The 19,063-nt window shown below is 64.7% G+C and carries 19 protein-coding genes and 1 tRNA gene; 18 read left to right on the top strand and 2 right to left on the bottom strand.

Translation table 11 applies throughout. From position 1 onward, the window contains the following. The first annotated feature begins 4 nt into the window (after nucleotides 1–4). Genes B0I08_RS03460 through B0I08_RS03420 form a run of 9 tightly spaced genes read left to right on the top strand, consistent with a single transcriptional unit; the run spans nucleotide 5 to nucleotide 9,226 of the window. Entirely contained in the window at nucleotides 5–556 is a 552-nt protein-coding gene (locus B0I08_RS03460; protein WP_219905602.1) for an acetyl-CoA carboxylase biotin carboxyl carrier protein, read from the top strand. Continuing rightward, nucleotides 553–2,052: an acetyl-CoA carboxylase biotin carboxylase subunit gene (locus B0I08_RS03455; protein ID WP_106209767.1), complete on the top strand. Its 1,500-nt coding sequence runs from the start codon at nucleotides 553–555 to the stop codon at nucleotides 2,050–2,052. Before B0I08_RS03460 ends, B0I08_RS03455 begins: the two co-directional genes overlap by 4 nt. Then, nucleotides 2,049–2,315 (top strand): acyl carrier protein, encoded by a 267-nt coding sequence (locus B0I08_RS03450; RefSeq protein ID WP_106209765.1) that lies wholly within the window; start codon nucleotides 2,049–2,051, stop codon nucleotides 2,313–2,315. Before B0I08_RS03455 ends, B0I08_RS03450 begins: the two co-directional genes overlap by 4 nt. Nucleotides 2,316–2,352: 37 nt before the next feature. Then, the gene (locus B0I08_RS03445; RefSeq protein WP_106209764.1) at nucleotides 2,353–2,931 is read left to right on the top strand and encodes an SRPBCC family protein; all 579 of its coding nucleotides are present in this window, start codon (nucleotides 2,353–2,355) and stop codon (nucleotides 2,929–2,931) included. After that, nucleotides 2,928–3,362: a cupin domain-containing protein gene (locus tag B0I08_RS03440; protein WP_219905601.1), complete on the top strand. Its 435-nt coding sequence runs from the start codon at nucleotides 2,928–2,930 to the stop codon at nucleotides 3,360–3,362. The genes B0I08_RS03445 and B0I08_RS03440 overlap by 4 nt, the downstream gene beginning before the upstream one ends. Then, nucleotides 3,359–4,639 carry a beta-ketoacyl-[acyl-carrier-protein] synthase family protein gene (locus tag B0I08_RS03435; protein ID WP_106209762.1) on the top strand — a complete coding sequence of 427 codons (1,281 nt, stop codon included), beginning with the start codon at nucleotides 3,359–3,361 and terminating at the stop codon, nucleotides 4,637–4,639. Before B0I08_RS03440 ends, B0I08_RS03435 begins: the two co-directional genes overlap by 4 nt. Continuing rightward, nucleotides 4,636–5,904, top strand: coding sequence for a beta-ketoacyl synthase N-terminal-like domain-containing protein (locus B0I08_RS03430; protein WP_106209760.1), 1,269 nt, complete (start codon nucleotides 4,636–4,638; stop codon nucleotides 5,902–5,904). Before B0I08_RS03435 ends, B0I08_RS03430 begins: the two co-directional genes overlap by 4 nt. Continuing rightward, nucleotides 5,901–8,489, top strand: a complete 2,589-nt coding sequence (locus B0I08_RS03425) for an FAD-dependent oxidoreductase (protein ID WP_219905600.1) — start codon at nucleotides 5,901–5,903, stop codon at nucleotides 8,487–8,489. The genes B0I08_RS03430 and B0I08_RS03425 overlap by 4 nt, the downstream gene beginning before the upstream one ends. A gap of 38 nt (nucleotides 8,490–8,527) precedes the next feature. After that, entirely contained in the window at nucleotides 8,528–9,226 is a 699-nt protein-coding gene (locus tag B0I08_RS03420) for a TcmI family type II polyketide cyclase (RefSeq protein WP_106209758.1), read from the top strand. A gap of 174 nt (nucleotides 9,227–9,400) precedes the next feature. Here B0I08_RS03420 and B0I08_RS03415 read toward each other — a convergent pair. After that, nucleotides 9,401–9,484, bottom strand: a tRNA-Leu gene (locus tag B0I08_RS03415). Between the two features lie 237 nt (nucleotides 9,485–9,721). On the opposite strand from B0I08_RS03415, the gene B0I08_RS03410 reads away from it, so the two are divergent. From B0I08_RS03410 to mshC, 6 genes are all read left to right on the top strand, one after another. Next, a complete protein-coding gene (locus tag B0I08_RS03410; protein ID WP_245884473.1) occupies nucleotides 9,722–11,026 on the top strand; it encodes a M20/M25/M40 family metallo-hydrolase in 1,305 nt (434 codons plus the stop codon). Nucleotides 11,027–11,052: 26 nt separating this feature from the next. Next, complete coding sequence (locus tag B0I08_RS03405; protein WP_106209755.1) at nucleotides 11,053–11,883, top strand: undecaprenyl-diphosphate phosphatase; 831 nt, start codon at nucleotides 11,053–11,055, stop codon at nucleotides 11,881–11,883. Nucleotides 11,884–12,067: 184 nt separating this feature from the next. After that, on the top strand, nucleotides 12,068–12,808 hold the full coding sequence (locus tag B0I08_RS03400) for a GAF and ANTAR domain-containing protein (RefSeq protein WP_106209753.1): 741 nt from the start codon (nucleotides 12,068–12,070) through the stop codon (nucleotides 12,806–12,808). Between the two features lie 52 nt (nucleotides 12,809–12,860). Then, nucleotides 12,861–13,574 carry a GAF and ANTAR domain-containing protein gene (locus B0I08_RS03395; protein WP_106209751.1) on the top strand — a complete coding sequence of 238 codons (714 nt, stop codon included), beginning with the start codon at nucleotides 12,861–12,863 and terminating at the stop codon, nucleotides 13,572–13,574. 111 nt (nucleotides 13,575–13,685) lie between these two features. Continuing rightward, a complete protein-coding gene (locus B0I08_RS03390) occupies nucleotides 13,686–13,865 on the top strand; it encodes a hypothetical protein (RefSeq protein ID WP_106209749.1) in 180 nt (59 codons plus the stop codon). A gap of 41 nt (nucleotides 13,866–13,906) precedes the next feature. Beyond that, complete coding sequence (mshC, locus tag B0I08_RS03385; RefSeq protein WP_106209748.1) at nucleotides 13,907–15,166, top strand: cysteine--1-D-myo-inosityl 2-amino-2-deoxy-alpha-D-glucopyranoside ligase; 1,260 nt, start codon at nucleotides 13,907–13,909, stop codon at nucleotides 15,164–15,166. Nucleotides 15,167–15,191: 25 nt separating this feature from the next. On the opposite strand, the gene B0I08_RS03380 is transcribed toward mshC, so the two are convergent. Beyond that, on the bottom strand, nucleotides 15,192–16,085 hold the full coding sequence (locus B0I08_RS03380) for a proteasome assembly chaperone family protein (RefSeq protein ID WP_106209746.1): 894 nt from the start codon (nucleotides 16,083–16,085) through the stop codon (nucleotides 15,192–15,194). A 170-nt stretch (nucleotides 16,086–16,255) separates the two neighbouring features. On the opposite strand from B0I08_RS03380, the gene B0I08_RS03375 reads away from it, so the two are divergent. The 3 genes from B0I08_RS03375 to B0I08_RS03365 are packed head-to-tail and all read left to right on the top strand — an operon-like array spanning nucleotide 16,256 to nucleotide 19,058. Then, nucleotides 16,256–16,933 (top strand): HAD family hydrolase, encoded by a 678-nt coding sequence (locus B0I08_RS03375; protein WP_106210034.1) that lies wholly within the window; start codon nucleotides 16,256–16,258, stop codon nucleotides 16,931–16,933. Then, a complete protein-coding gene (locus B0I08_RS03370; protein WP_106209744.1) occupies nucleotides 16,930–18,030 on the top strand; it encodes a tRNA (adenine-N1)-methyltransferase in 1,101 nt (366 codons plus the stop codon). The genes B0I08_RS03375 and B0I08_RS03370 overlap by 4 nt, the downstream gene beginning before the upstream one ends. Nucleotides 18,031–18,077: 47 nt before the next feature. Then, nucleotides 18,078–19,058, top strand: a complete 981-nt coding sequence (locus B0I08_RS03365; protein WP_146134303.1) for an FKBP-type peptidyl-prolyl cis-trans isomerase — start codon at nucleotides 18,078–18,080, stop codon at nucleotides 19,056–19,058. Nucleotides 19,059–19,063 lie beyond the last annotated feature (5 nt).

Raw genomic sequence — 19,063 nt, 5'->3', positions numbered from 1 at the left:
CAGGATGACACTCGACGACTCGACTGCATCAACGAACCGCGATGTCCCTCAGCCGGCAGCAATCCTCCCATCCGCCAACCCGGAATCGATGCTCGAGCTGCGACAGGAAGTGGCCGAACTCGCACGCACGCTGCCTGGCGATGTGCGCCGACTGCGGGTCCGCGGCGGCGACCGCGAGATCGAGGTCGAGTGGTCCGTCCAGGTGGGTACCGGAGAACCGCTTCTCGATCGGCGGCGGCCGGCTCACGCCGGTGAGACAGCCCCCCTGACGGCGGCGGCGCCTCCGCCGATCCACGATGACATAACCATCGCAGTCCGAGCGCCCCTCGTCGGCTGCTACTTCGCCGCACCGTCACCAGGGGCGGAACCGTTTGTTCAGGTCGGCGACGCGGTGGAGGCCGGCACCACGGTGGCGATCATCGAGGCGATGAAGCTGATGAACGCGATCGTGGCCGGCGAATCGGGCGTCATCTCTGAGGTCTTGGTGAGCGATGGCGAATCCGTCGAATACGACCAGGTTCTTCTGCGTCTTCACCCGAAGGAGCAGGCAGCATGATCCGCAAACTGCTGATCGCCAACCGAGGCGAAATCGCCGTTCGAATCGCCAGGACGTGCCAGGAGCTGGGTATCGAGGTCGTCGCTGTCTACAGCTCCGCCGATCGGGATTCCGAAATCGTTCGACTGGCGGACACCGCAGTGAACATCGGCCCGCCGGCGCCGCGACGGAGCTACCTCAACATCCCCAACATCGTCGAGGCGGCCCTGCAGACCGGCGCGGACGCCATCCATCCCGGCTACGGCTTCCTCTCTGAGGACCCGGATTTCGCGGAGATCTGCGAGTCGGCGGGTTTGACCTTCATCGGTCCTTCACCCTCGGTCATGCAGGACATGGGTAACAAGGCCAGGGCGCGCGGGCTCATGCACAAGGCCGGGCTGCCTATGCTTCCCGGGGTGGTCGACCCGGTGCGCTCGGTACGCGAGGGGCAGGAGATCGCAACCGACATCGGGTATCCCGTCATCATCAAGGCTGCAGCCGGTGGCGGTGGTCGCGGGATAAGTGTCGTCTATTGCGCGGCGGATTTTGGCGAAGCGTATGTCAGCACCCGCGAGGTGGCCAGGGCAGTCTTCAACGACCCTGCCGTCTACGTGGAGCGGTACCTGGCCGGCGCGCGCCACGTAGAGGTGCAGGTGCTGTGCGATCAGCACGGAAACGGCGTCTCTCTCGGCGAGCGCGATTGCTCACTGCAGCGCCGCCATCAAAAACTCTTCGAGGAGGGCCCCGCCGCCCGCCTGACGGTCGCCCAGCGCGAACAAATCGGGGCCTTGGCTGTGCGTGGTGCGCTTTCTGTCGGGTACACCGGCGCCGGGACCATGGAATTCCTGGTTGATGGCTCGGGTAGGCCCTACTTCATGGAAATGAATGCCCGGATTCAAGTGGAGCACCCGGTCACCGAGATGTTGACGGGCATCGACCTGGTCCGCGAACAGATCTTGATCGCCGACGGATTGCCGCTCGCCTTCGGCCAACAGGACGTCCGATGCCACGGGGCCGCCATCGAGTGCCGGATCAATGCGGAGGATCCAGCGCGGGGGTTCGCACCCACGCCCGGCCGGCTCGACGTCTACAGGGCGCCGGCAGGGCCATGGACGCGGATGGATACCGGGTACCGGGAGGGAGATCAGGTCAGTCCGCACTACGACTCACTCCTGGCCAAACTTATCGTGTGGGCGCCGACCCGGGATCAGGCGCTGTCCAGAATGGACCGCGCTTTGGCCGAAATGGCTGTAGACGGCCCAGGTTTGTCGACCACGGCGAACCTGCACCGAGCATTGCTCCGGCACCCCGACATCCGCGCCGACCGGCATGATATTCAGTTCCTCGACCGGGAAATGCCCAGCCTGCTCGCCAGCGCGGCCGAGATCAGTCAGCAGGGACTCCATGTTCGTTCCCTGACGGCGGATGTTGTGCGCGCCGTCCCAGCCCCCGCGGAGCCGATCCGGCTTCGCGGCGTACCCCAAGCTCCACCAAAGACGGAGGTCACCCCAGCATGAATGACACATTCACGATCAGCGATCTGATGACATTGCTCACCAAAAAGGCGGGTCTGCCCGTCGAGGCCCAGACCGACGACCCGTCCGCACGGTTCTCCAATGTCGGCCTCGACTCGCTGGCATTTCTCGAGATGCAGACCGCGCTGTCACAGGCCTACGGGGTGGAAATGCCTGATGATCAAACCGAGCACTACACGTTCGGCGAGATCGTCGACCTGGTACAGGGCCAACTCGAGATGCGTTCCGTCGAACAGGCGAAGTGATCGGGATGAACTCACTACGCCAATCGGAGTCGGACCGATGAACGCGGATTCGACAGCAACGCCATCGGAGTCCTCGACGGTGGAAACGGAAGGGCACACCGACAACTCGATCGTCATCGACGCCCCCCTGGATCTGGTGTGGCAGATGACCAACGACCTCGTCAGCTGGCCGAACCTGTTCACCGAGTACGCATCGGTCGACATCCTCGAGAACCGGGACGACAGCTATTTCCTGTTCCGGCTCACCATGCATCCCGACGCCAACGGGACAGTCTGGAGCTGGGTATCGGAGCGGACCCTTGACCCGATCGCCCACCGAGTGAGTGCGCGGCGGGTCGAGCCGGGCCCATTCGAGCACATGAACATCGACTGGACGTACCGTCACGACGAGCGCGGAACCGTGATGCGTTGGGTGCAGGACTTCCGGATGCGCCCCACCGCGCCTGTCGACACAGCCGCGATGACCAAGCGGATCGATACCAATAGCCGGATCCAGATGGCCATCATCGCCCAAAAGGTGCAGGCCGCCGCCGGACAGCCTGACGACGGGCGCACAAACAGTCCCGCTGGCGCTCAATCTGCCGCCCGATCCACCACAGCTGAGGAGTTCCGTTGACCACCACCGCGCACCCCACCTCGACAGTCACGTGCGGCCCCATCGTGCATCGCAGCGAAACCGAACCGAACTACCGGCGCGGCGGGGACATCCGCACCCTCCTGTCACCAGCATCCGTTGGTGCCACAGCGGCCTTCATGGGCACACTCACCCTCGCGCCGGGCGAGATTGTCACCGAGCACTGGCACCCCTATTCCGAGGAGTTCCTCTATTGCGTCTCCGGTGACGTCTCGATCACTGTCAATAAGGAGGAACGCCGACTGGTGGGCGAGTCAGCGATCCACATTCCCATCGGAGTACGCCATCGCATTGTCAACGATGGCGCGGTACCCGCTTTCTTCGTCTTCACCTGCGGTCCGCTGGCGCCACGACCGGAGCTGGGTCACGTCGACACCGAACCATCACCAGGATCCATCGGCGGGGTTCGATGAACAGCTCACGGAGGGTCGTCGTCACCGGTGTCGGGGTCGTTGCACCGGGTGGCGTCGGGAAGCAGGCGTTCTGGAACTTGCTGACCGAGGGTCGCACCGCCACCCGCAGGATCAGCCACTTCGACCCCGCGCGGTTCCGATCGCAGATCGCCGCGGAAGCCGACTTCGACCCGCTGGCCTCCGGACTGACGCCGCAGGAGATCTACCGCAACGACCGCTTTATCCAGTTCGCCATGGTTGCAGCAGATGAGGCGGTCGCGGACAGCGGTTTGGACCTGCGTTCCGGGACAGGAGTCGATCACAACCGGCTCGCCATCAGCGTGGGAAGCGCGGTCGGCGCAACCATGCGGCTCGAGGACGAATACGTAAACGTCAGTAACCACGGTCGGGACTGGCTGGTCGATCCTGCATACGGGTCGAAGTTCCTGTACAACTCGCTCATCCCCAGCAGTGCGGCGACCGAACTCGCGGTCCGGTTTCACGCGCATGGGCCGGCGTCGGTCATGTCGACCGGTTGCACGTCCGGCATCGACGCCGTCGGATACGGCACCCAACTGATCCAGGACGGCGACGCGGACGTGGTCATCGCCGGGGCAAGTGACGCCCCCATCTCGCCGATCTCTGTCGCCTGTTTCGACACTATTCGTGCGACGTCTGCGCGAAACGATGATCCCGAGCACGCTTCGCGGCCTTTCGACGCTACCCGTGACGGATTCGTGATGGGCGAGGGCGGGGCGGTGATGGTCCTGGAGGAGTACACCAGCGCTCGGGCGCGGGGCGCTCATATCTACTGCGAGATTGGCGGCTTCGCCAATAGGTGCAATGCGTTTCATATGACGGGGCTGCGGCCTGACGGAGTGGAGATGAGCGCCGCAATCGATGCGGCGCTCGGCCAGGCCAAAATCGACCCGACAGCGGTCGACTATGTCAACGCCCACGGCTCGGGCACGAAGCAGAATGACAGACACGAGACCGCCGCAGTCAAGCGCAGCCTCGGTGCGCACGCCTATGACATCTCGATGAGCTCGATCAAATCCATGGTCGGGCATTCGCTGGGTGCGATCGGCTCCATCGAGTTGGTCGCCTGCAGCCTCGCCATCGAGCACGGCGTCGTCCCACCCACCGCGAATCTGGAGAACCGCGATGCCGAGTGCGATCTGGACTATGTTCCCAAGATCGCTCGGGAGATGCCGGTTGACGTCGTGGTTTCGGTGGGCAGCGGTTTCGGCGGGTTCCAGTCGGCCATCGTGCTCGCGAAGTCCGAGGTGGCGGCATGACTCGCGTGGTGATCACCGGCATCGGCGTAATCGCGCCCAGCGGAATCGGAGCGGATCAGCACTGGAAGAGCATCCTTGCCGGCGAACTGAATGTGCGTCGCATCTCTGCCTTCGATCCGACGCCCTACACCACCACGATTGCTGGCCAGGTAGACGGATTCGACGTGACTGACCAGGTAGACCCGCGGCTGGTGGTGCAGACCGACCGCTGGACCTGGATGTCCCTGGCCGCAACACAATTGGCTCTCGACGATGCCCGTTACAACCCTGCCGACCACAGTCCGTACGCAACCTCGGTGGCTCTCGCAGCCGGTTCCGGGGGCAACGAGTTCGGCCAACGGGAGATGACGGGCCTGTACAGCAAAGGCCCTCGTGCGGTCGGTGCCTACCAGTCCATCGCCTGGTTTTATGCGGCCAGTACCGGGCAGTCCTCGATCCGGCACGGCACGAAGGGTCCCGCCAGCGTACTTGTGACCGAGGGTGCCGGCGGTCTGGACAGCCTCGGCCACGCGCGGCGGGTTGTTCGTCGGGGAACCACGGCAGTCATCGGCGGCGGAACCGAAGCCCCGCTGTCGCCCTACGCCTTGACCTGCTACGGCAGCAGCGGAAGGTTGACTACGTCGGACGACCCACGTGCTGGCTACAAACCGTTCGACAAGCAGGCCAACGGGTACGCACCCGGTGAGGGCGGGGCTGTGCTGCTGGTCGAGGATCTTCGCACCGCGGTGAAACGCGGAAGTCCTCAGATATATGGGGAAATCGCCGGCTATGCCGCAACCCACGACGCGTACGACCCCAATGCGCCAGCGCCGGACGCGACGCACATGGCCCGGGCGATGAACCTTGCAATCGCGGATGCGGGCCTGACGGCCGAGGACATCGACCTGGTCATCGCCGATGGGGCGGGAGTTGCCGAACTGGACGCCCTGGAGGCGTCAGCGCTGCGAAGGGTGTTCGGCGACCGGATCGGCTCCGTACCGGTGACGGCGCCGCAGGGATTCGTCGGTCGGCTCAACGCAGGCGGTTCGGCGCTCAGCGTGGCGACTGCATTGCTGGCAATCCGCGAGGGTGTCGCGCCGGCGGTTGGCAACCTCGATCAGCCCAATCCGGCGTACGGACTCGATCTCGTGCGCGTGCCCCGCGAGCTCGACCTCGACGTCGTGCTGATCAACGCACGCGGCTTCGGCGGATTTAACAGCTCAATGGTGCTGCGGAAGGTCACCGCCGCCGATCTCGAAGACGTTGCCGAGGAGGCGATCTCGTGAGCGAACCAGCGATCAGAACGGTGCTCCGAATGCGCGCCCGGGAGGGCATGGAGGCCGAGTTCCAAGACGCTTGGGCGAGCGCGGCTGCCGAGATCAGCCGGGTGCCCGGCAACGTGCGACAGGAGCTTTCCCGTGATCTCGACGACTCACGCACGTTCGTCATCACCAGCGACTGGATCGACCGCGACGCGGTGGATGCGTTCGGCCGCAGTGAACAGCGTGAGGCTCTGACCGCGGGACTGCGTGATCTACGTGAGGACGCGGCCAGAAGCACGTACGAGCTGGTGAGCACCGTCTCGGCGACGAAGCCGCTGCCGATCCGAGTCGACCTGACCACGAGGATCAGCCCGGGAGAAGAGGAGGCGTTCGAGCGCGCGTACCAGATCGTTGCCTCCCGGTTGGCGGGCACGCCGGGCCTGATCCGCGAAGAACTGCTCAAAGAGCCAGGATCGTTCGTTTACCACATCTTCGCCGAATGGGAGACCGAGCAGGATTTCATCAACTGGGTCGAGGATCCGTCGCACGCCGACCAAAGTGGCCCGCTGGCCCGGTGGCTGTCCGTCGAGTTCGCGCGGCGGGTGTTCGAGATTCGCTGGCGCCCAGCTCAGCACCAACGAACCCCGGGCACGCCGGAATTTCCTGCGGTGGGTTACTCCACTGCATCCCGGACCGTCGCAGCCCCGGCCGTCGGAGCCCCGACTGTCGCAGCACGGACTGTCGCAGGACGGGCGAAAGCACCGACGCCGAGGCCGACGGAAGTGCCCGTTCCGGTACCGCCAGTCGCAGCGGCAGCCACACCGGCACCGGCAGCAGCACCAACACAAGCGCCAGCCGCGTCAGACCCGCCCGAGGCAGCAGTCGCCGCAGCACCGACCGCGGCCAACGATGTCACCACACGCGGCGGCACTGCAACAAGCGAACTCGATGTACTGGTGGTCGGAAGCGGGCCGGTGGGACTGACCTGTGCCATCGAATTGGCCCGCAGGGGAATAGCCGTGCGCGTGATCGAGAAGCGGCCGGACGCTGCCGCCCGGGCCGACAAGGCGATCGGCATCCACTGCAGGACGATGGAAATCTGGGAAGACCAGGGCGTCGTCGCGGAGGCGATTCGAAACGGGATCTGGTTGCACGGGCAGACGGTGTACGTGAACGGGAAGCAGACCCATCAGGTTGACTGGGCGGGGCTGAGTGACCTTCCGTATGCGCACCTCGGCCTGCCGCAATACGAGACAGAACGCATTCTGAGCGACCGGCTCGCCTCGCTCGGAGTCACCGTTGAACGCGGCGTCGAGCTCGTCTCCTTCGATCAGGACCCCGATGGGGTGACCGCGACGCTGACGAGTGCCTCCGGTGAAACGACGGTGACGCGAGCGAAGTATCTGGTTGGCTGTGACGGTGCTCACAGCGTGGTCCGCGCGGGCCTCGGGCTTCAGTTCGAGGGCGGCCTCTCGATGTTCCCGCAGCTGTTCATGTTGGGTGACGTCCAACTCGATTGGACCATGCCGAAGGGCCATCTCCTGCGTTTCGTTCGGATCGAGGACGACGGCGACTTCACCGGGATGCTGGTCTGCGTTCCGCTGCCGGGCGACGGACGCTACCGGGTTGCGACCTTGGCTCCACAACCACTGCAGAAGACGATCGGGTCGGGGATTGTGCCGGCCGGATTCTGGCAGGAGTACACGCCCCCGTCCCTCGCAGACATCCAAGCCGTGCTCGACGACTTGGCACCCGAGCCAACGACCGCGAGCAACCTGCGATGGTCCTCGACCTTCCGCATCAAGCACGGCATCGTCGACAGGTACCGCACCGGTCGCGTCTTTGTCGCCGGTGACGCAGCACACCTGCATCCACCAGCCGGCGGGCAAGGCATGAACACTGGCATTCAAGACGCGTGGAATCTGGGCTGGAAGCTCGCTCTCGCCGTCCGCGGACTTGCCGCGCCCACCTTGCTCGACAGCTACGATGCCGAGCGGAGGCCCGCAGGTAAGGCGATTGTCGACCGTGCCGTTTCGCTCGCATTCACCGACGAGATGGACATGGAGGACGAGAAAGCACAGTTCCTCCTCGAAATGCAAATGACCATGAGCTACTCCGGCAGCGCCCTGGTCGGCGAGGACATCGGTACTGACGGGGTTCTCCGTGGTCCGGCGCCGGGCGAGCGGGCACCGGACGTGCATGGACTGACCAGGTTCGGAGTTGGCCACCCCCTTCGACTGTTCGAAGTCACGCGTGGGACGAGATCGACCCTGCTGCTCTACGTCGACGAGACGGTCGTCGAGGACGACGTCGTGGAAGCAGAGAACCTCGCTGCTGCGGTGCGGAGACAGTCTTCGGGCGAGATCGATGCCTATCTGATCGCGAGTCCGGATGCCCAGATACCGGCGCATCTCGATATTTCTGTTCTCCGGGACAGCGTCGGCAACTTCCGAAACACCTATGACCCGCGGGGAATCACGGCATACCTGATCCGGCCAGACGGTCATGTCGGTTATCGAAGCGCGAGGGCGAGGCTCGCCGGAATCAACGATCACCTGCAAAACATCTTCGTCGACGCCCAGCCGACTGCCGGTCAGTCGAGCGATTGAACGTACCTTCCGAGCAAACGAGCGAAAAGAGAGAAGCCATGACCTTCCGCCCCTTCCGCAATGTGATCGTCTGTCACATGGTTCCCGGCAGCGAGGACAAGGTCGGTGCCGTTTTCGGGCACTACGACCAGATCACTCGACCGCAAGACCTCGGCGTCATCGGCCGTTCTTTGCTGTCCCATGACGACCTCTACATCCACGTTCTTGATCGCAAGCAGGACCCGGAGGTCTCCGGGCAGCGGCGGGGGCTGCCAGCGTTCCAGCAGATTGCGGAGGAAATCGGTCCATACGTCACGCCGTACCCGAGCTACTGGGAAAACCCTTCGCACTCGGTGGCCAAGCAGTTCTACAGCTGGGTTCCCGATGGGGAGGTCCCCGAGGACCGGGCATTGACCGTCATCATCCAGAGGATGAAGCCCGATGCAGAGTCCGACATCGCTCGAGTGTTCGCCGATTCCGACGCCGGCCCGCTGCCTGAAGAAGCCGGGGTGACGGGACGTTGGTTGTATTCGATCGACGACGTCTTCGTGCACCTGCTGGAGCAGGACAAGGCCAAGGCGGTCGCCGTGCGCCAGAATCATGAGTCTCCCCAGCCGGCTTTCGCCCGGGTAATGGCCGACTTGAGCCCGTACGTTTCGCCGTACGTGCCGGACCGCTGGAAGTCCCCGAAGGACTCGGTCGCCGACTCCTTCTATCGCTGGGACGCTGACGACTGGACGCCACCGACCGCCGAATGACGACCCACCCGGTTAGTGACAAAACTCAGCGGGCGTCATTTGTAAGGAGCAGCTCGTCCCCACACGACCGAGGGGCGATGAAGTGGTTTTGGGCAAAGAAAAGGGCCAGGCAATCACACTTCGATTGTCTGGCCCTTTATAACTGGCCCGATCCGTGGACCGAACTTCCCTCTGTGCGCGAAGGGGGACTTGAACCCCCACTCCTGTAAAGGAACTAGCACCTCAAGCTAGCGCGTCTACCAATTCCGCCATCCGCGCGCATCCGGCAGTTGCTCTCGCACTTGCCGACGTAAGAGATTAGCACGCCAAAAGAGGGTCTGAACGCCGCTGGCCTCCCTCCCGCGAAATTGCTGGCGTCGGCGCAAAAAGACCCGGGCGTGTCGCGTTTCTCAGGTCTTTTGCTGGCGGATGTCGGCGCCGCCTGCCCTCCCGCCGCCGCGAGTAGCGCCGCGGCCACAGGGAGACATGCCCGCCGGTGCAGGTAGCGTGTTCCCCATGCTGGAAGAAACCGCCGCCATTGCCCGCGACCTGATTCGCTTCGACACCACCAACTATGGAAACGGCCGCTCCAATGGCGAGACCGAGGCTGCGGAGTATCTGGGGGCGCAGCTCGAGGAGCTCGGGCTGAAGACTGAGTACTTCGACGCGGCCCCCGGCCGCACGTCCGTCGTCGCCCGCGTGGAGGGTTCCTACGAGGGTCTGGACTCCACCACACGTCCCGCTCTGGTCGTGCACGGACACACCGACGTGGTCCCGGCGGACGCAGCGAACTGGAGTGTTGATCCTTTCGCCGGCGAGGTCAAGGACGGCATGCTCTGGGGGCGCGGTGCCGTGGATATGAAGGACATGGACGCGATGATGGTCGGCGCGCTACGCGACATCCTCCTCGCGGGCAAGCAGCCAAAACGTGACCTCGTGATCGCCTTCTTCGCGGACGAGGAAAACGGGGGAGTGTTCGGATCCCACCACCTGGTGGACACCCAGCCCCAGCTCTTCTCTGGCGCCACCGAAGCCATCAGCGAAGTCGGCGGCTACTCGATCACCATGAACGGACAGCGCGCGTACCTACTGCAGACCGGCGAGAAAGCCCTGATCTGGATCAAGCTGATCGCTCGCGGCACTGCTGCCCACGGCAGCCGCGTGATGGAGAACAACGCGATCACCAAACTCGCAGAGGCGGTCGCGAAGATCGGCCGACGCGAGTGGCCCATCCACCTGACCGACACGACCGAGCAGCTCATCACCGAACTCGCGAGAATCATGGGAAGCGACCCGCAGCAGGTCGGCGCCGACGAGATCGTACTCAGCACGGGAACCGCCGGCGGATTCATCCGGGGCAGCCTGCGAACCACCACGAATCCCACGCTGCTGAGCGGTGGGTACAAGCACAACGTGATTCCGGATGAAGCGACTGCGCTCGTCGACATCCGCACCCTTGCCGGTGAAGAGGACGCAGTCTTGGCCGAGATTCGTGCGCTGATCGGCGACGACATCGAGATCGAGATCACGCACCGTGATGTCGGGCTTGAGAATCCGTTCGAGGGGCCGCTGGTGGACGCCATGGTCGGCTCCCTGCTGAGTCACGATCCGGAGGCGACCGTGCTGCCGTACATCCTGTCCGGCGGCACAGACAACAAAGCGCTGTCGCTGCTCGGCATCACGGGGTATGGCTTTGCACCGCTGCGCCTGCCCGCTGAGCTGGACTTTCCGGGCATGTTCCACGGCGTTGACGAGCGGGTGCCGCTCGACGCGTTAGTGTTTGGCAGGCAGGTCCTGGGGGACCTGCTACTTAACTACTAGCTTCTGAACTACCAGCGGGGACACACATGAATTTTCTCGAGGCGATCGTGCTCGGCCTTGTGCAGGGGCTGACCGAATTTCTTCCGATTTCCTCGAGTGCGCACCTGCGCATCGTGGGCGAGCTGCTGGGCACCGGCGAGGATCCGGGCGCAGCATTCACCGCCATCACCCAGCTCGGCACCGAGACCGCGGTTCTGATCTATTTCTGGCATGACATCACCCGCATCATCGGCCGGTGGTGTCGCGCGCTCGTGGGCAGGCTCCCGCAGTCGGACCCCGATGTGCGAATGGGGTGGTTCATCATCGTCGGTAGCTTGCCGATCGCGGTGCTCGGGTTGCTGTTTCAGGACCAGATCGAAACGACGCTACGTTCGCTGTGGATCGTGGCGTTCACCCTCATCGGCTTTGGAATTTTGCTTGGGCTCGCTGATGCGCTCGGCTCCAAGCGGCGGCAGCTCAAGGAGCTGACCTGGGGTCACGCGCTGATCTACGGGCTCGCGCAGTCCCTCGCCCTGATCCCCGGCGTTTCCCGCTCGGGGGGAACCATCACCGCCGGACTCGCTCTCGGCTACGACCGTCGCGCCGCAGCTCGCTACGCATTTTTGCTCGCGATCCCGGCGGTCTTTGCCAGCGGATTATTCCAGGTCTACAAGAGCGCCAACGAGCCCACCGCTGAGGTATTCGGCCCCGCTGAGACCATCGTTGCCACGATCGTCGCTGGCGTCGTCGGGTTCGTCGTGATCGCGTTCTTCATGAGCTACATCTCGAAGCGCTCCTACCTTCCCTTTGTGATCTACCGCGTACTGCTCGGCGTGGCGCTGATCATTCTCCTCTCGACGGGTGTCCTGCTGCCCTAGCGGAAACATAGTTCGCATCGGCGTCCATAACCCTCGCAGCGCACGTACAGGCAGGGGTATCCTAGGCAGTGCTGGGGTACGTGATCGGGAATGCGGCTGTCCACCGAACATCGCGGATCCATCGCAGGGAACGACGAGGATAAGGGCATGATGACGCAGACGATGTTCATGGCTTTCCGGGCACATGTCTGACGGTGAGGCAATCAGTGCGAAGGATCGCGGCCACGCGGAATTCGAGCGTGCCAGGCGGGATCTGACCGTCGCGCACGAGCACCGGTCGAGCCTGTGCGAACCTTTCCTGCGCGTGATTCCCGTGACCGGGGCTTCTGTCTCCGTGCTTTCCGCTCCGGTGGGGCAATCCACCGTCTGTGCGAGCAACGAAACGGCCGCGCGCCTGGACGAGCTGCAATTTGACCTTGGTGAAGGGCCGTGCTGGACGGCGCTCGCGAGCAAGGAGCCCGTGCTCGCTCCGGTACTGGCCGACCAGCGGTCGAAGTGGCCGATGTTTGCCGATGCGGTTTTGGGGGACACCCGGGGGCGTGAGGTCGCGGGGATGTTTGTCTTTCCGCTCGTGGTGGGCACGCTCGAAATCGGGGCAGTGGATCTCTACTCGACCGAACATCTGATGCTGTCGCAAGGCCAGATCGCCGACGCCTCCGCTCTCGCGGGTGTCGCGGCCTGGCAGGTGCTACGGCGCATCCTCGGGGAGGAGGCTGCCGGGGCGACCGCGGAGGCGGCGACCGGTCGAGCATCCCGCCGCGAGGTGCATCAGGCGACGGGGATGGTGCTGGCGCAGCTGGGCGTCAGCGCGGACGACGCCGCCCTGCTCCTTCGGGCACACGCGTTTGCAACCGGGCGAAGCGTGCGTGATGTTGCGACGGATGTCGTCGAAAGACGGCTCGATTTCTCCGCCCAAGACGGGTAAGCGCGGCTCTGATGATAGACCCGGCGAGGGGCTCCGGCGGTAAGATTGGATCATGGTGAGCGGAACGCGAGAGAAACGGCTCGCTGCCGCGTTCGTCACCCTTGCTGACACCCTGGTTGCCGGATACGACATAGTCGAGTTGCTACAGACGCTGGTGGACACCTGCGCCGATCTCCTCGACGCGTCCGCGGCGGGGATAATCCTGGCGGATCCGTCGGGAGAACTCGAAGTCATCGCGTCGACCAGCGAAGAGAGTCGTCTCGTCGACGTCATCCAGTCAGACAGCGGCTTCGGTCCCTCGATGCAATGCTTCCTGACCGGTCGACCGGTATCGGTCGCTGACATCGCCCTGCTCGACGGCGACTGGTCGGACTTCAGCAGGGAATCACTCGCTCAGGGCTTCCGGTCTGCGCACGTCGTTCCGCTGCGCCTGCGCGGCAGGATCATCGGAACGCTCACCCTGCTGCGCACCCAGGTCGGATTCCTAACCTCCGAAGACATGTCGGTGGCCCAGGGCCTGGCGGACGTCGCTACCATCGGCATCTTGCACGAGCGTGCGGTGCGGGAGAGCGATCTCGCACAGCTCCAGCTGCAGCACGCTCTCAACAGCCGGGTGGTTATCGAACAAGCAAAGGGCGTTGTGGCCCAGGTGCGCTCGGTGGACATGGCCGCAGCATTCCAGATCCTGCGCGCCTACGCGAGGAGCCACAACCTGGGGCTCCGTGAAGTCGCCGAACAGGTGGTGTCCCAGAAGCTCACGCTGTAGCTGGCGGGATGCTGTTTGGCCCTTGTGAAGGGACACACATCGGCGTATTCTAAACGTCTGGTGCTCCAGACCTTGGCATCGCGACATCTACGCGACGGACGAGGAGTCCCCATGCCACAGGTCATTGCACGAATTATCATCGACACCGACGAGTGGGAGTCGTTGCCGTCGGCGCAAGACCAGCACCCGGTCATGATTTGGCGAAAGGTCGAGTCCAGCCACGCCAGCCCCTTCAGTGCTGGAGAGCTCAACCAGACCGCTGGCACCCTCGACGACCTGTACTTCGGCTGAGCACGAACACCGGAGTTCAGTACGCCGGGTAGGCTGAACCGGTGAAATCATGGAACCGACCCGGGGTTCCGGCCCTACCAGGAGCCAGTAGTGCTCCCCGTATCTGGGACACCGCCTCGGCCCAGCTTGTAACCACCAAACCGAGTACGGCCTCCGGTGCGAGTACGGCCTCCGGTGGGAGCATCGCGGGAATCTACGTTTGCGGCATAACGCCGTACGACGCGACCCACATCGGTCACGCGGCGACCTACCTCGCCTACGACACCCTGATCAGGCTGTGGCTGGACGCCGGCTTCGATGTGCGGTACGTGCAGAACACCACAGACGTGGACGACCCACTACTCGAGCGCGCCACGGCCACGGGCGTCGACTGGCAGGATCTTGCTGCGCAGCAGACCGACCTCTTCCGAGCGGATATGGAGGCTCTGGCCATTCTTCCGCCGGATCACTATGTGGCCGTGACCGAGATGATCGAGCCCACAGCGGAGGTCGTGAAGGCCCTGCTGGATCGTGACATCGCGTACTACGTCGAGGACGACATCTACTTCGACAGTGACTCCGCCGCGACGCAGTCGCCCTGGACCATCGGGGACGAGAGCAATTACGACCGGGCCACCATGCTCGCGCTCAGCGCCGAACGCGGGGGAGACCCGCAGCGCGTAGGTAAGCGGGATCCCCTCGACCCGCTGCTCTGGCGAAACGGGCGCGCGGGCGAACCGAGCTGGCAGACCGTTCTTGGACGAGGGCGTCCGGGCTGGCATATCGAGTGTTCCGTGATCGCCGAGACCTACCTCGACCTGCCGATTACCGTTCAGGCCGGGGGGTCGGACCTGATCTTTCCGCACCATGAGTTCAGCGCAGGCCACGCCGCTGCGGCGACCGGCTCTCAACTGGCGCGGGTGTACTCGCACGCCGGTTTGGTGGCGTACCAGGGTGAAAAAATGAGCAAGTCCCTCGGAAACCTGGTTTTTGTGTCGAAGCTGACGGCCGCCGGAGTCGATCCCCGCGCGATTCGTCTGGCCATTCTCGCGCAGCACTACCGGCGAGATTGGGAGTGGACGGATGCGCTCCTCGACGAAGCTCAGGCGCGGCTCGAGCGGTGGCTTGGGTGGGCTGAGCACGCGAACGATCGCGTGGTGCGCGAAACGGCCCTGCTCGCAGAAGTGCGCGCTCTCCTGGGCGACGACCTCAACAGTGCCGGAGCTATGGCCGCAATCGACGCCAGTGTTGCAGCCGGAGTCGGCGCGACCGTGGTCGACCTGGACGCGATCGACGCACTCCTGGGAGTGCGGCTGCACTAGGAGCGCGTCTGCACCAGGAGCGCGCTCACACTCCCGGCGGCCGCCAGGGTTCTTCGCCTGCGCCGCCGCGGTTGTCCTTGCCGTCACGGCGGCGGAGGTACCGCTCGAACTCTTGCGCGATCGCTTCCCCGCTGGCTTCGGGCGAATCGACGGTGTCCCGTGCCTGCTCCAGCTGTTCGATGTACGCGGCCATATCCTCGTCGTCGCCCGCGAGCACGTCGATGCCGCTTTCCCACGCCTCGGATTCGGCGACGAGCTCGCCGCGCGGGATCACCACACCGATCATCTCCTCGAGCTTCTCAATGAGGGCAAGGGTCGCCTTCGGAGATGGTGCGTTGTGAACGTAGTGGGGAACGGACGCCCAGATTGAGACGGTTGGTATGCCTGCCTTTTCGGCGGCATCTCCCAGAACAGAGAGGATACCGACCGGACCCTCGTAGTTGCTGCGCTCCACACCGAGCCCGGTGCGCACATCGCTGTTCTCGCTGCTGACGAAGATGGAGATCGGACGCGTGTGGGGCACATCGGCGAGCATCGCACCGAGGAAGACGATCGCGGTGATCTCCGAGTCCTCCACGACCTCGAGGATCTCGGACGTAAACGTTTTCCACCCCCGCGACGGTTCTGCTCCGAGCAGCAGATACACGTTTGATCCCGTGACGTCGGTCGAGACATCCGGCCCAAAAATCGTGACGCTCGGCCAGATGAGTCCCCGGTTGCCCTCCTCATCGAGGGCGACGGACGGCCGATTGAACTGGTAGTCGAAGTAGTCTTCGGGGTCGACCTCTGCCACGGGGTGCACGGTGAGCTGGTCTTTCAGGGTGCGTACCGCGTTGCTCGCGGCTTCCCCGGCGTCGTTCCAGCCCTCGAAGGCAACAACGAGCACTCGTCCGCTCGTAAATGTCGAAGTCTCTGGCACGAATAGTCCTCTTTCTTATGCGGCGCGCTTATGCGGCGCGAGCCGCGCAGGTTCTTCCTCAAGGATAGAACGACAGGATGCCCCCGGAGCGTCGCTACGCCGTGGGCGTGGAACGGGTCCGGGTAGAATCGCTCGTTGTGACTACTCTCCCCGCCGCTGTTCTCTGGGACATGGACGGCACTCTCGTTGACACCGAGCCCCACTGGATGCGCGCCGAAACGGCCCTCGTGGAGTCTTTCGGTGGTGTCTGGACCCACGAAGACGGGCTCACCCTCGTGGGCAATGGACTCTGGGCCTCGGCCGTCATCCTGCAGGCTCGCGGCGTCGAGATGGAAGCGATGGACATCGTTGACTGGCTCAGCGACCGCGTCCACAGCGAGGTGCGAACAGATTTGACCTGGCGCCCCGGCGCGCAGGAGCTGCTGCGTGAGCTGCGCGACTACGGTATCCCCACCGCTCTGGTCACGTCGTCCCTCCGCAAGCTCGCCAACGGCGTTGTCGATGCCATGGGTTTCTCCGCCTTCGACATCATCGTGGCCGGCGACGACGTCACCGAGAACAAGCCCCACCCCGAGGCGTACCTGCGTGCCGCGGAGTTGCTCGACGTGAACATCGCCGACTGCGTGGCGATCGAGGATTCGCTTCCGGGAGTTGCGTCTGCGGTCTCCGCCGGAGCCTGCACGGTCGGCATCCCGCTGCACAGTCCGCTCAGCACGGGCAACGGCTACCACCTCTGGCCCACCCTCGCCGGGCGCACGGTCTCTGACCTCGGCGATCTTCTCGAGCTCCACGCTTCAGCGCCACCCCTCTCAGCTTCTGTATTACCCCGATCAAAGGACCCCGTATGAACGACGCCTTCCGCCGCCAGAGCGGGCCATTCCGCGAGGGCGACCGCGTGCAGCTGACGGGGCCCAAGGGTCATCTCAACACCGTCACGCTCGAGGCGGGTGGCGAGTTCCACACCCACCGCGGCATCCTTCAGCACGACGTCGTCATCGGCGCCCCGGACGCATCCGTTGTGACGAGCTCGAACGGCGTGGAGTACCTCGCCATGCGCCCTCTGCTCACCGACTTTGTTATGTCGATGCCGCGCGGCGCGGCGATCGTGTACCCGAAGGATGCGGCGCAGATCCTCGCGCAGGCGGACATCTTCCCCGGAGCCACCGTGGTCGAAGCCGGCGTCGGCTCTGGCGCCCTCTCGCTCTGGCTGCTGCGCGCGATCGGCGGCACCGGCGTACTGCATTCCTTCGAGCGTCGCGATGAGTTCGCTGATGTGGCGATCGGCAACGTCTCCGCGTTCCTCGGCGCCCGGCCGGCGAACTGGACCGTGACGGTCGGCGACCTGGTGGAATCGCTCCCGTCCGCGGTCGAACCGGGCTCGGTGGACCGGGTCGTGCTCGACATGCTCGCGCCGTGGGAGTGCCTCGATGTCACGGCCGACGCCCTCACGCCCGGCGGTGTGCTCATCTGCTACATCGCGACCGTCACCCAGCTTTCGCGGGTCGCCGAGGCCCTTCGCCGCACCGGGCTGTTCACCGAGCCGCAATCATCCGAGACCATGGTTCGTACCTGGCACGTCGAGGGACTGGCCGTGCGCCCCGACCACCGGATGATCGGACACACGGGATTCCTGCTCACGGCCCGCCGCCTTGCCCCCGGCGCGATCCCACCGCAGCTGAAGCGCCGCCCGTCGAAGACGGACTACTCCGACGCCGATGTTGAGGCGTGGACCCCCGGAGCGCTGGGGGAGCGACTGCCCACCGATAAGAGCCTCCGCAAGACCGTGCGCGAGGCCCACGCCGCAGCCAAGGCCGCGATGAGTTCCGACGATGATCCCGAGGCCGACGTGGTAGCTGATTCTGTGGCCGATTCGGTGGCCGATTCGGTGGCCGATTCGGAAGAAGCGCCGGTGGCCGGTGCTATCCCCAATCCGACCGACGTATAACAGTTAGAGTGAACCCGGTGTTTCCAGCTCGATCGAAAGAAGGCTTTGTGCGTAAGAGTGTCGCTGTGATTATGGCTGCAGGTTTTGTAGCCGTCACCGCCGGGTGTAGCTCCATCCCGCAGCCCTCGTCCTGTGACCCGCTGACGTCGGCGGGGGACGCGTCTAACCTCATCTCCGCGACCGGAGATCTGGGAGAGGCCCCCTCGGTGTCCTTCCCCACACCGGTTATTGCGCAGGAGCTGCAGACCACGATCCTGACCTCCGGAGACGGCGACACCGTCTACGAGGGCGACATCGCCGATATCCAGGCGAGCCTTTTCATCGGGTCCTCCGGCGAACTGCTGACCTCGACCGACTACGACCCCGCCAACCCGGTGCGCCTCACCGCCGGAGATGTCTCCAGCGCGATGGCCGAGTCGATCCAGTGCCAGACGGTGGGCAGTCGCGCCGCGACCGTGCTGACCGTCGAGGAGATGTACGGCCCCGATGCCCTCGACCCCAGCCTGAACCTCGCCAACGACGACACCCTCGTGCTCGTCACCGACGTCGACGCTCGTTACCTCGGCCGGGCCAACGGTTCGTTGTCCTCCCCGGTGTCCGGAATGCCCGCTGTGGTCACCGCTCCGGACGGGACGCCCGGCATCACGATCCCGAACGAGAACCCTCCCACCGACCTGCGGATCGCCAACATCCGCACCGGAGACGGCGACACCGTCGAGGAGGGCGACCAGGTCGTAGTGCACTACACCGGCGTTCTCTGGAACAGCGACGGCGCAGAGAGCACCGTCTTCGACTCCAGCTGGGAACGCAAGCAGCCCTCGACCTTCGAGGCCGTGGAAATGACCGGAGACGACGCCAGCACGGGTCTCATCCCGGGCCTGGCACAGGCGCTCGTCGGAAAGACCGTCGGCAGCCAGGTCATCGCCGTGATCCCGCCCGAGTTCGGCTACCCGGAGGGTTCGGCTCCCACCAGCATCCCCGACGGGTCGACCATCGTGTTTGTTCTCGACATCCTGGGCATCCAGTAACGTCC

Source organism: Glaciihabitans tibetensis (assembly GCF_003003265.1).
Lineage (GTDB): Bacteria > Actinomycetota > Actinomycetes > Actinomycetales > Microbacteriaceae > Glaciihabitans > Glaciihabitans tibetensis.
The sequence above is the reverse complement of the archived record's forward strand: the minus strand, read 5'-3'. Positions and strand labels throughout refer to the sequence as shown.

Coding starts and splice junctions, on each gene's coding strand:
- B0I08_RS03390 (WP_106209749.1), top strand. CDS start 13,686: ATGCCACAGGTCATTGCACGAATTATCATCGACACCGACGAGTGGGAG.
- B0I08_RS03375 (WP_106210034.1), top strand. CDS start 16,256: ATGGACGGCACTCTCGTTGACACCGAGCCCCACTGGATGCGCGCCGAA.
- B0I08_RS03370 (WP_106209744.1), top strand. CDS start 16,930: ATGAACGACGCCTTCCGCCGCCAGAGCGGGCCATTCCGCGAGGGCGAC.
- B0I08_RS03395 (WP_106209751.1), top strand. CDS start 12,861: ATGGTGAGCGGAACGCGAGAGAAACGGCTCGCTGCCGCGTTCGTCACC.
- B0I08_RS03435 (WP_106209762.1), top strand. CDS start 3,359: ATGAACAGCTCACGGAGGGTCGTCGTCACCGGTGTCGGGGTCGTTGCA.
- B0I08_RS03420 (WP_106209758.1), top strand. CDS start 8,528: ATGACCTTCCGCCCCTTCCGCAATGTGATCGTCTGTCACATGGTTCCC.
- B0I08_RS03400 (WP_106209753.1), top strand. CDS start 12,068: ATGTCTGACGGTGAGGCAATCAGTGCGAAGGATCGCGGCCACGCGGAA.
- B0I08_RS03445 (WP_106209764.1), top strand. CDS start 2,353: ATGAACGCGGATTCGACAGCAACGCCATCGGAGTCCTCGACGGTGGAA.
- B0I08_RS03430 (WP_106209760.1), top strand. CDS start 4,636: ATGACTCGCGTGGTGATCACCGGCATCGGCGTAATCGCGCCCAGCGGA.
- B0I08_RS03460 (WP_219905602.1), top strand. CDS start 5: ATGACACTCGACGACTCGACTGCATCAACGAACCGCGATGTCCCTCAG.
- B0I08_RS03410 (WP_245884473.1), top strand. CDS start 9,722: ATGCTGGAAGAAACCGCCGCCATTGCCCGCGACCTGATTCGCTTCGAC.
- B0I08_RS03405 (WP_106209755.1), top strand. CDS start 11,053: ATGAATTTTCTCGAGGCGATCGTGCTCGGCCTTGTGCAGGGGCTGACC.
- B0I08_RS03455 (WP_106209767.1), top strand. CDS start 553: ATGATCCGCAAACTGCTGATCGCCAACCGAGGCGAAATCGCCGTTCGA.
- B0I08_RS03450 (WP_106209765.1), top strand. CDS start 2,049: ATGAATGACACATTCACGATCAGCGATCTGATGACATTGCTCACCAAA.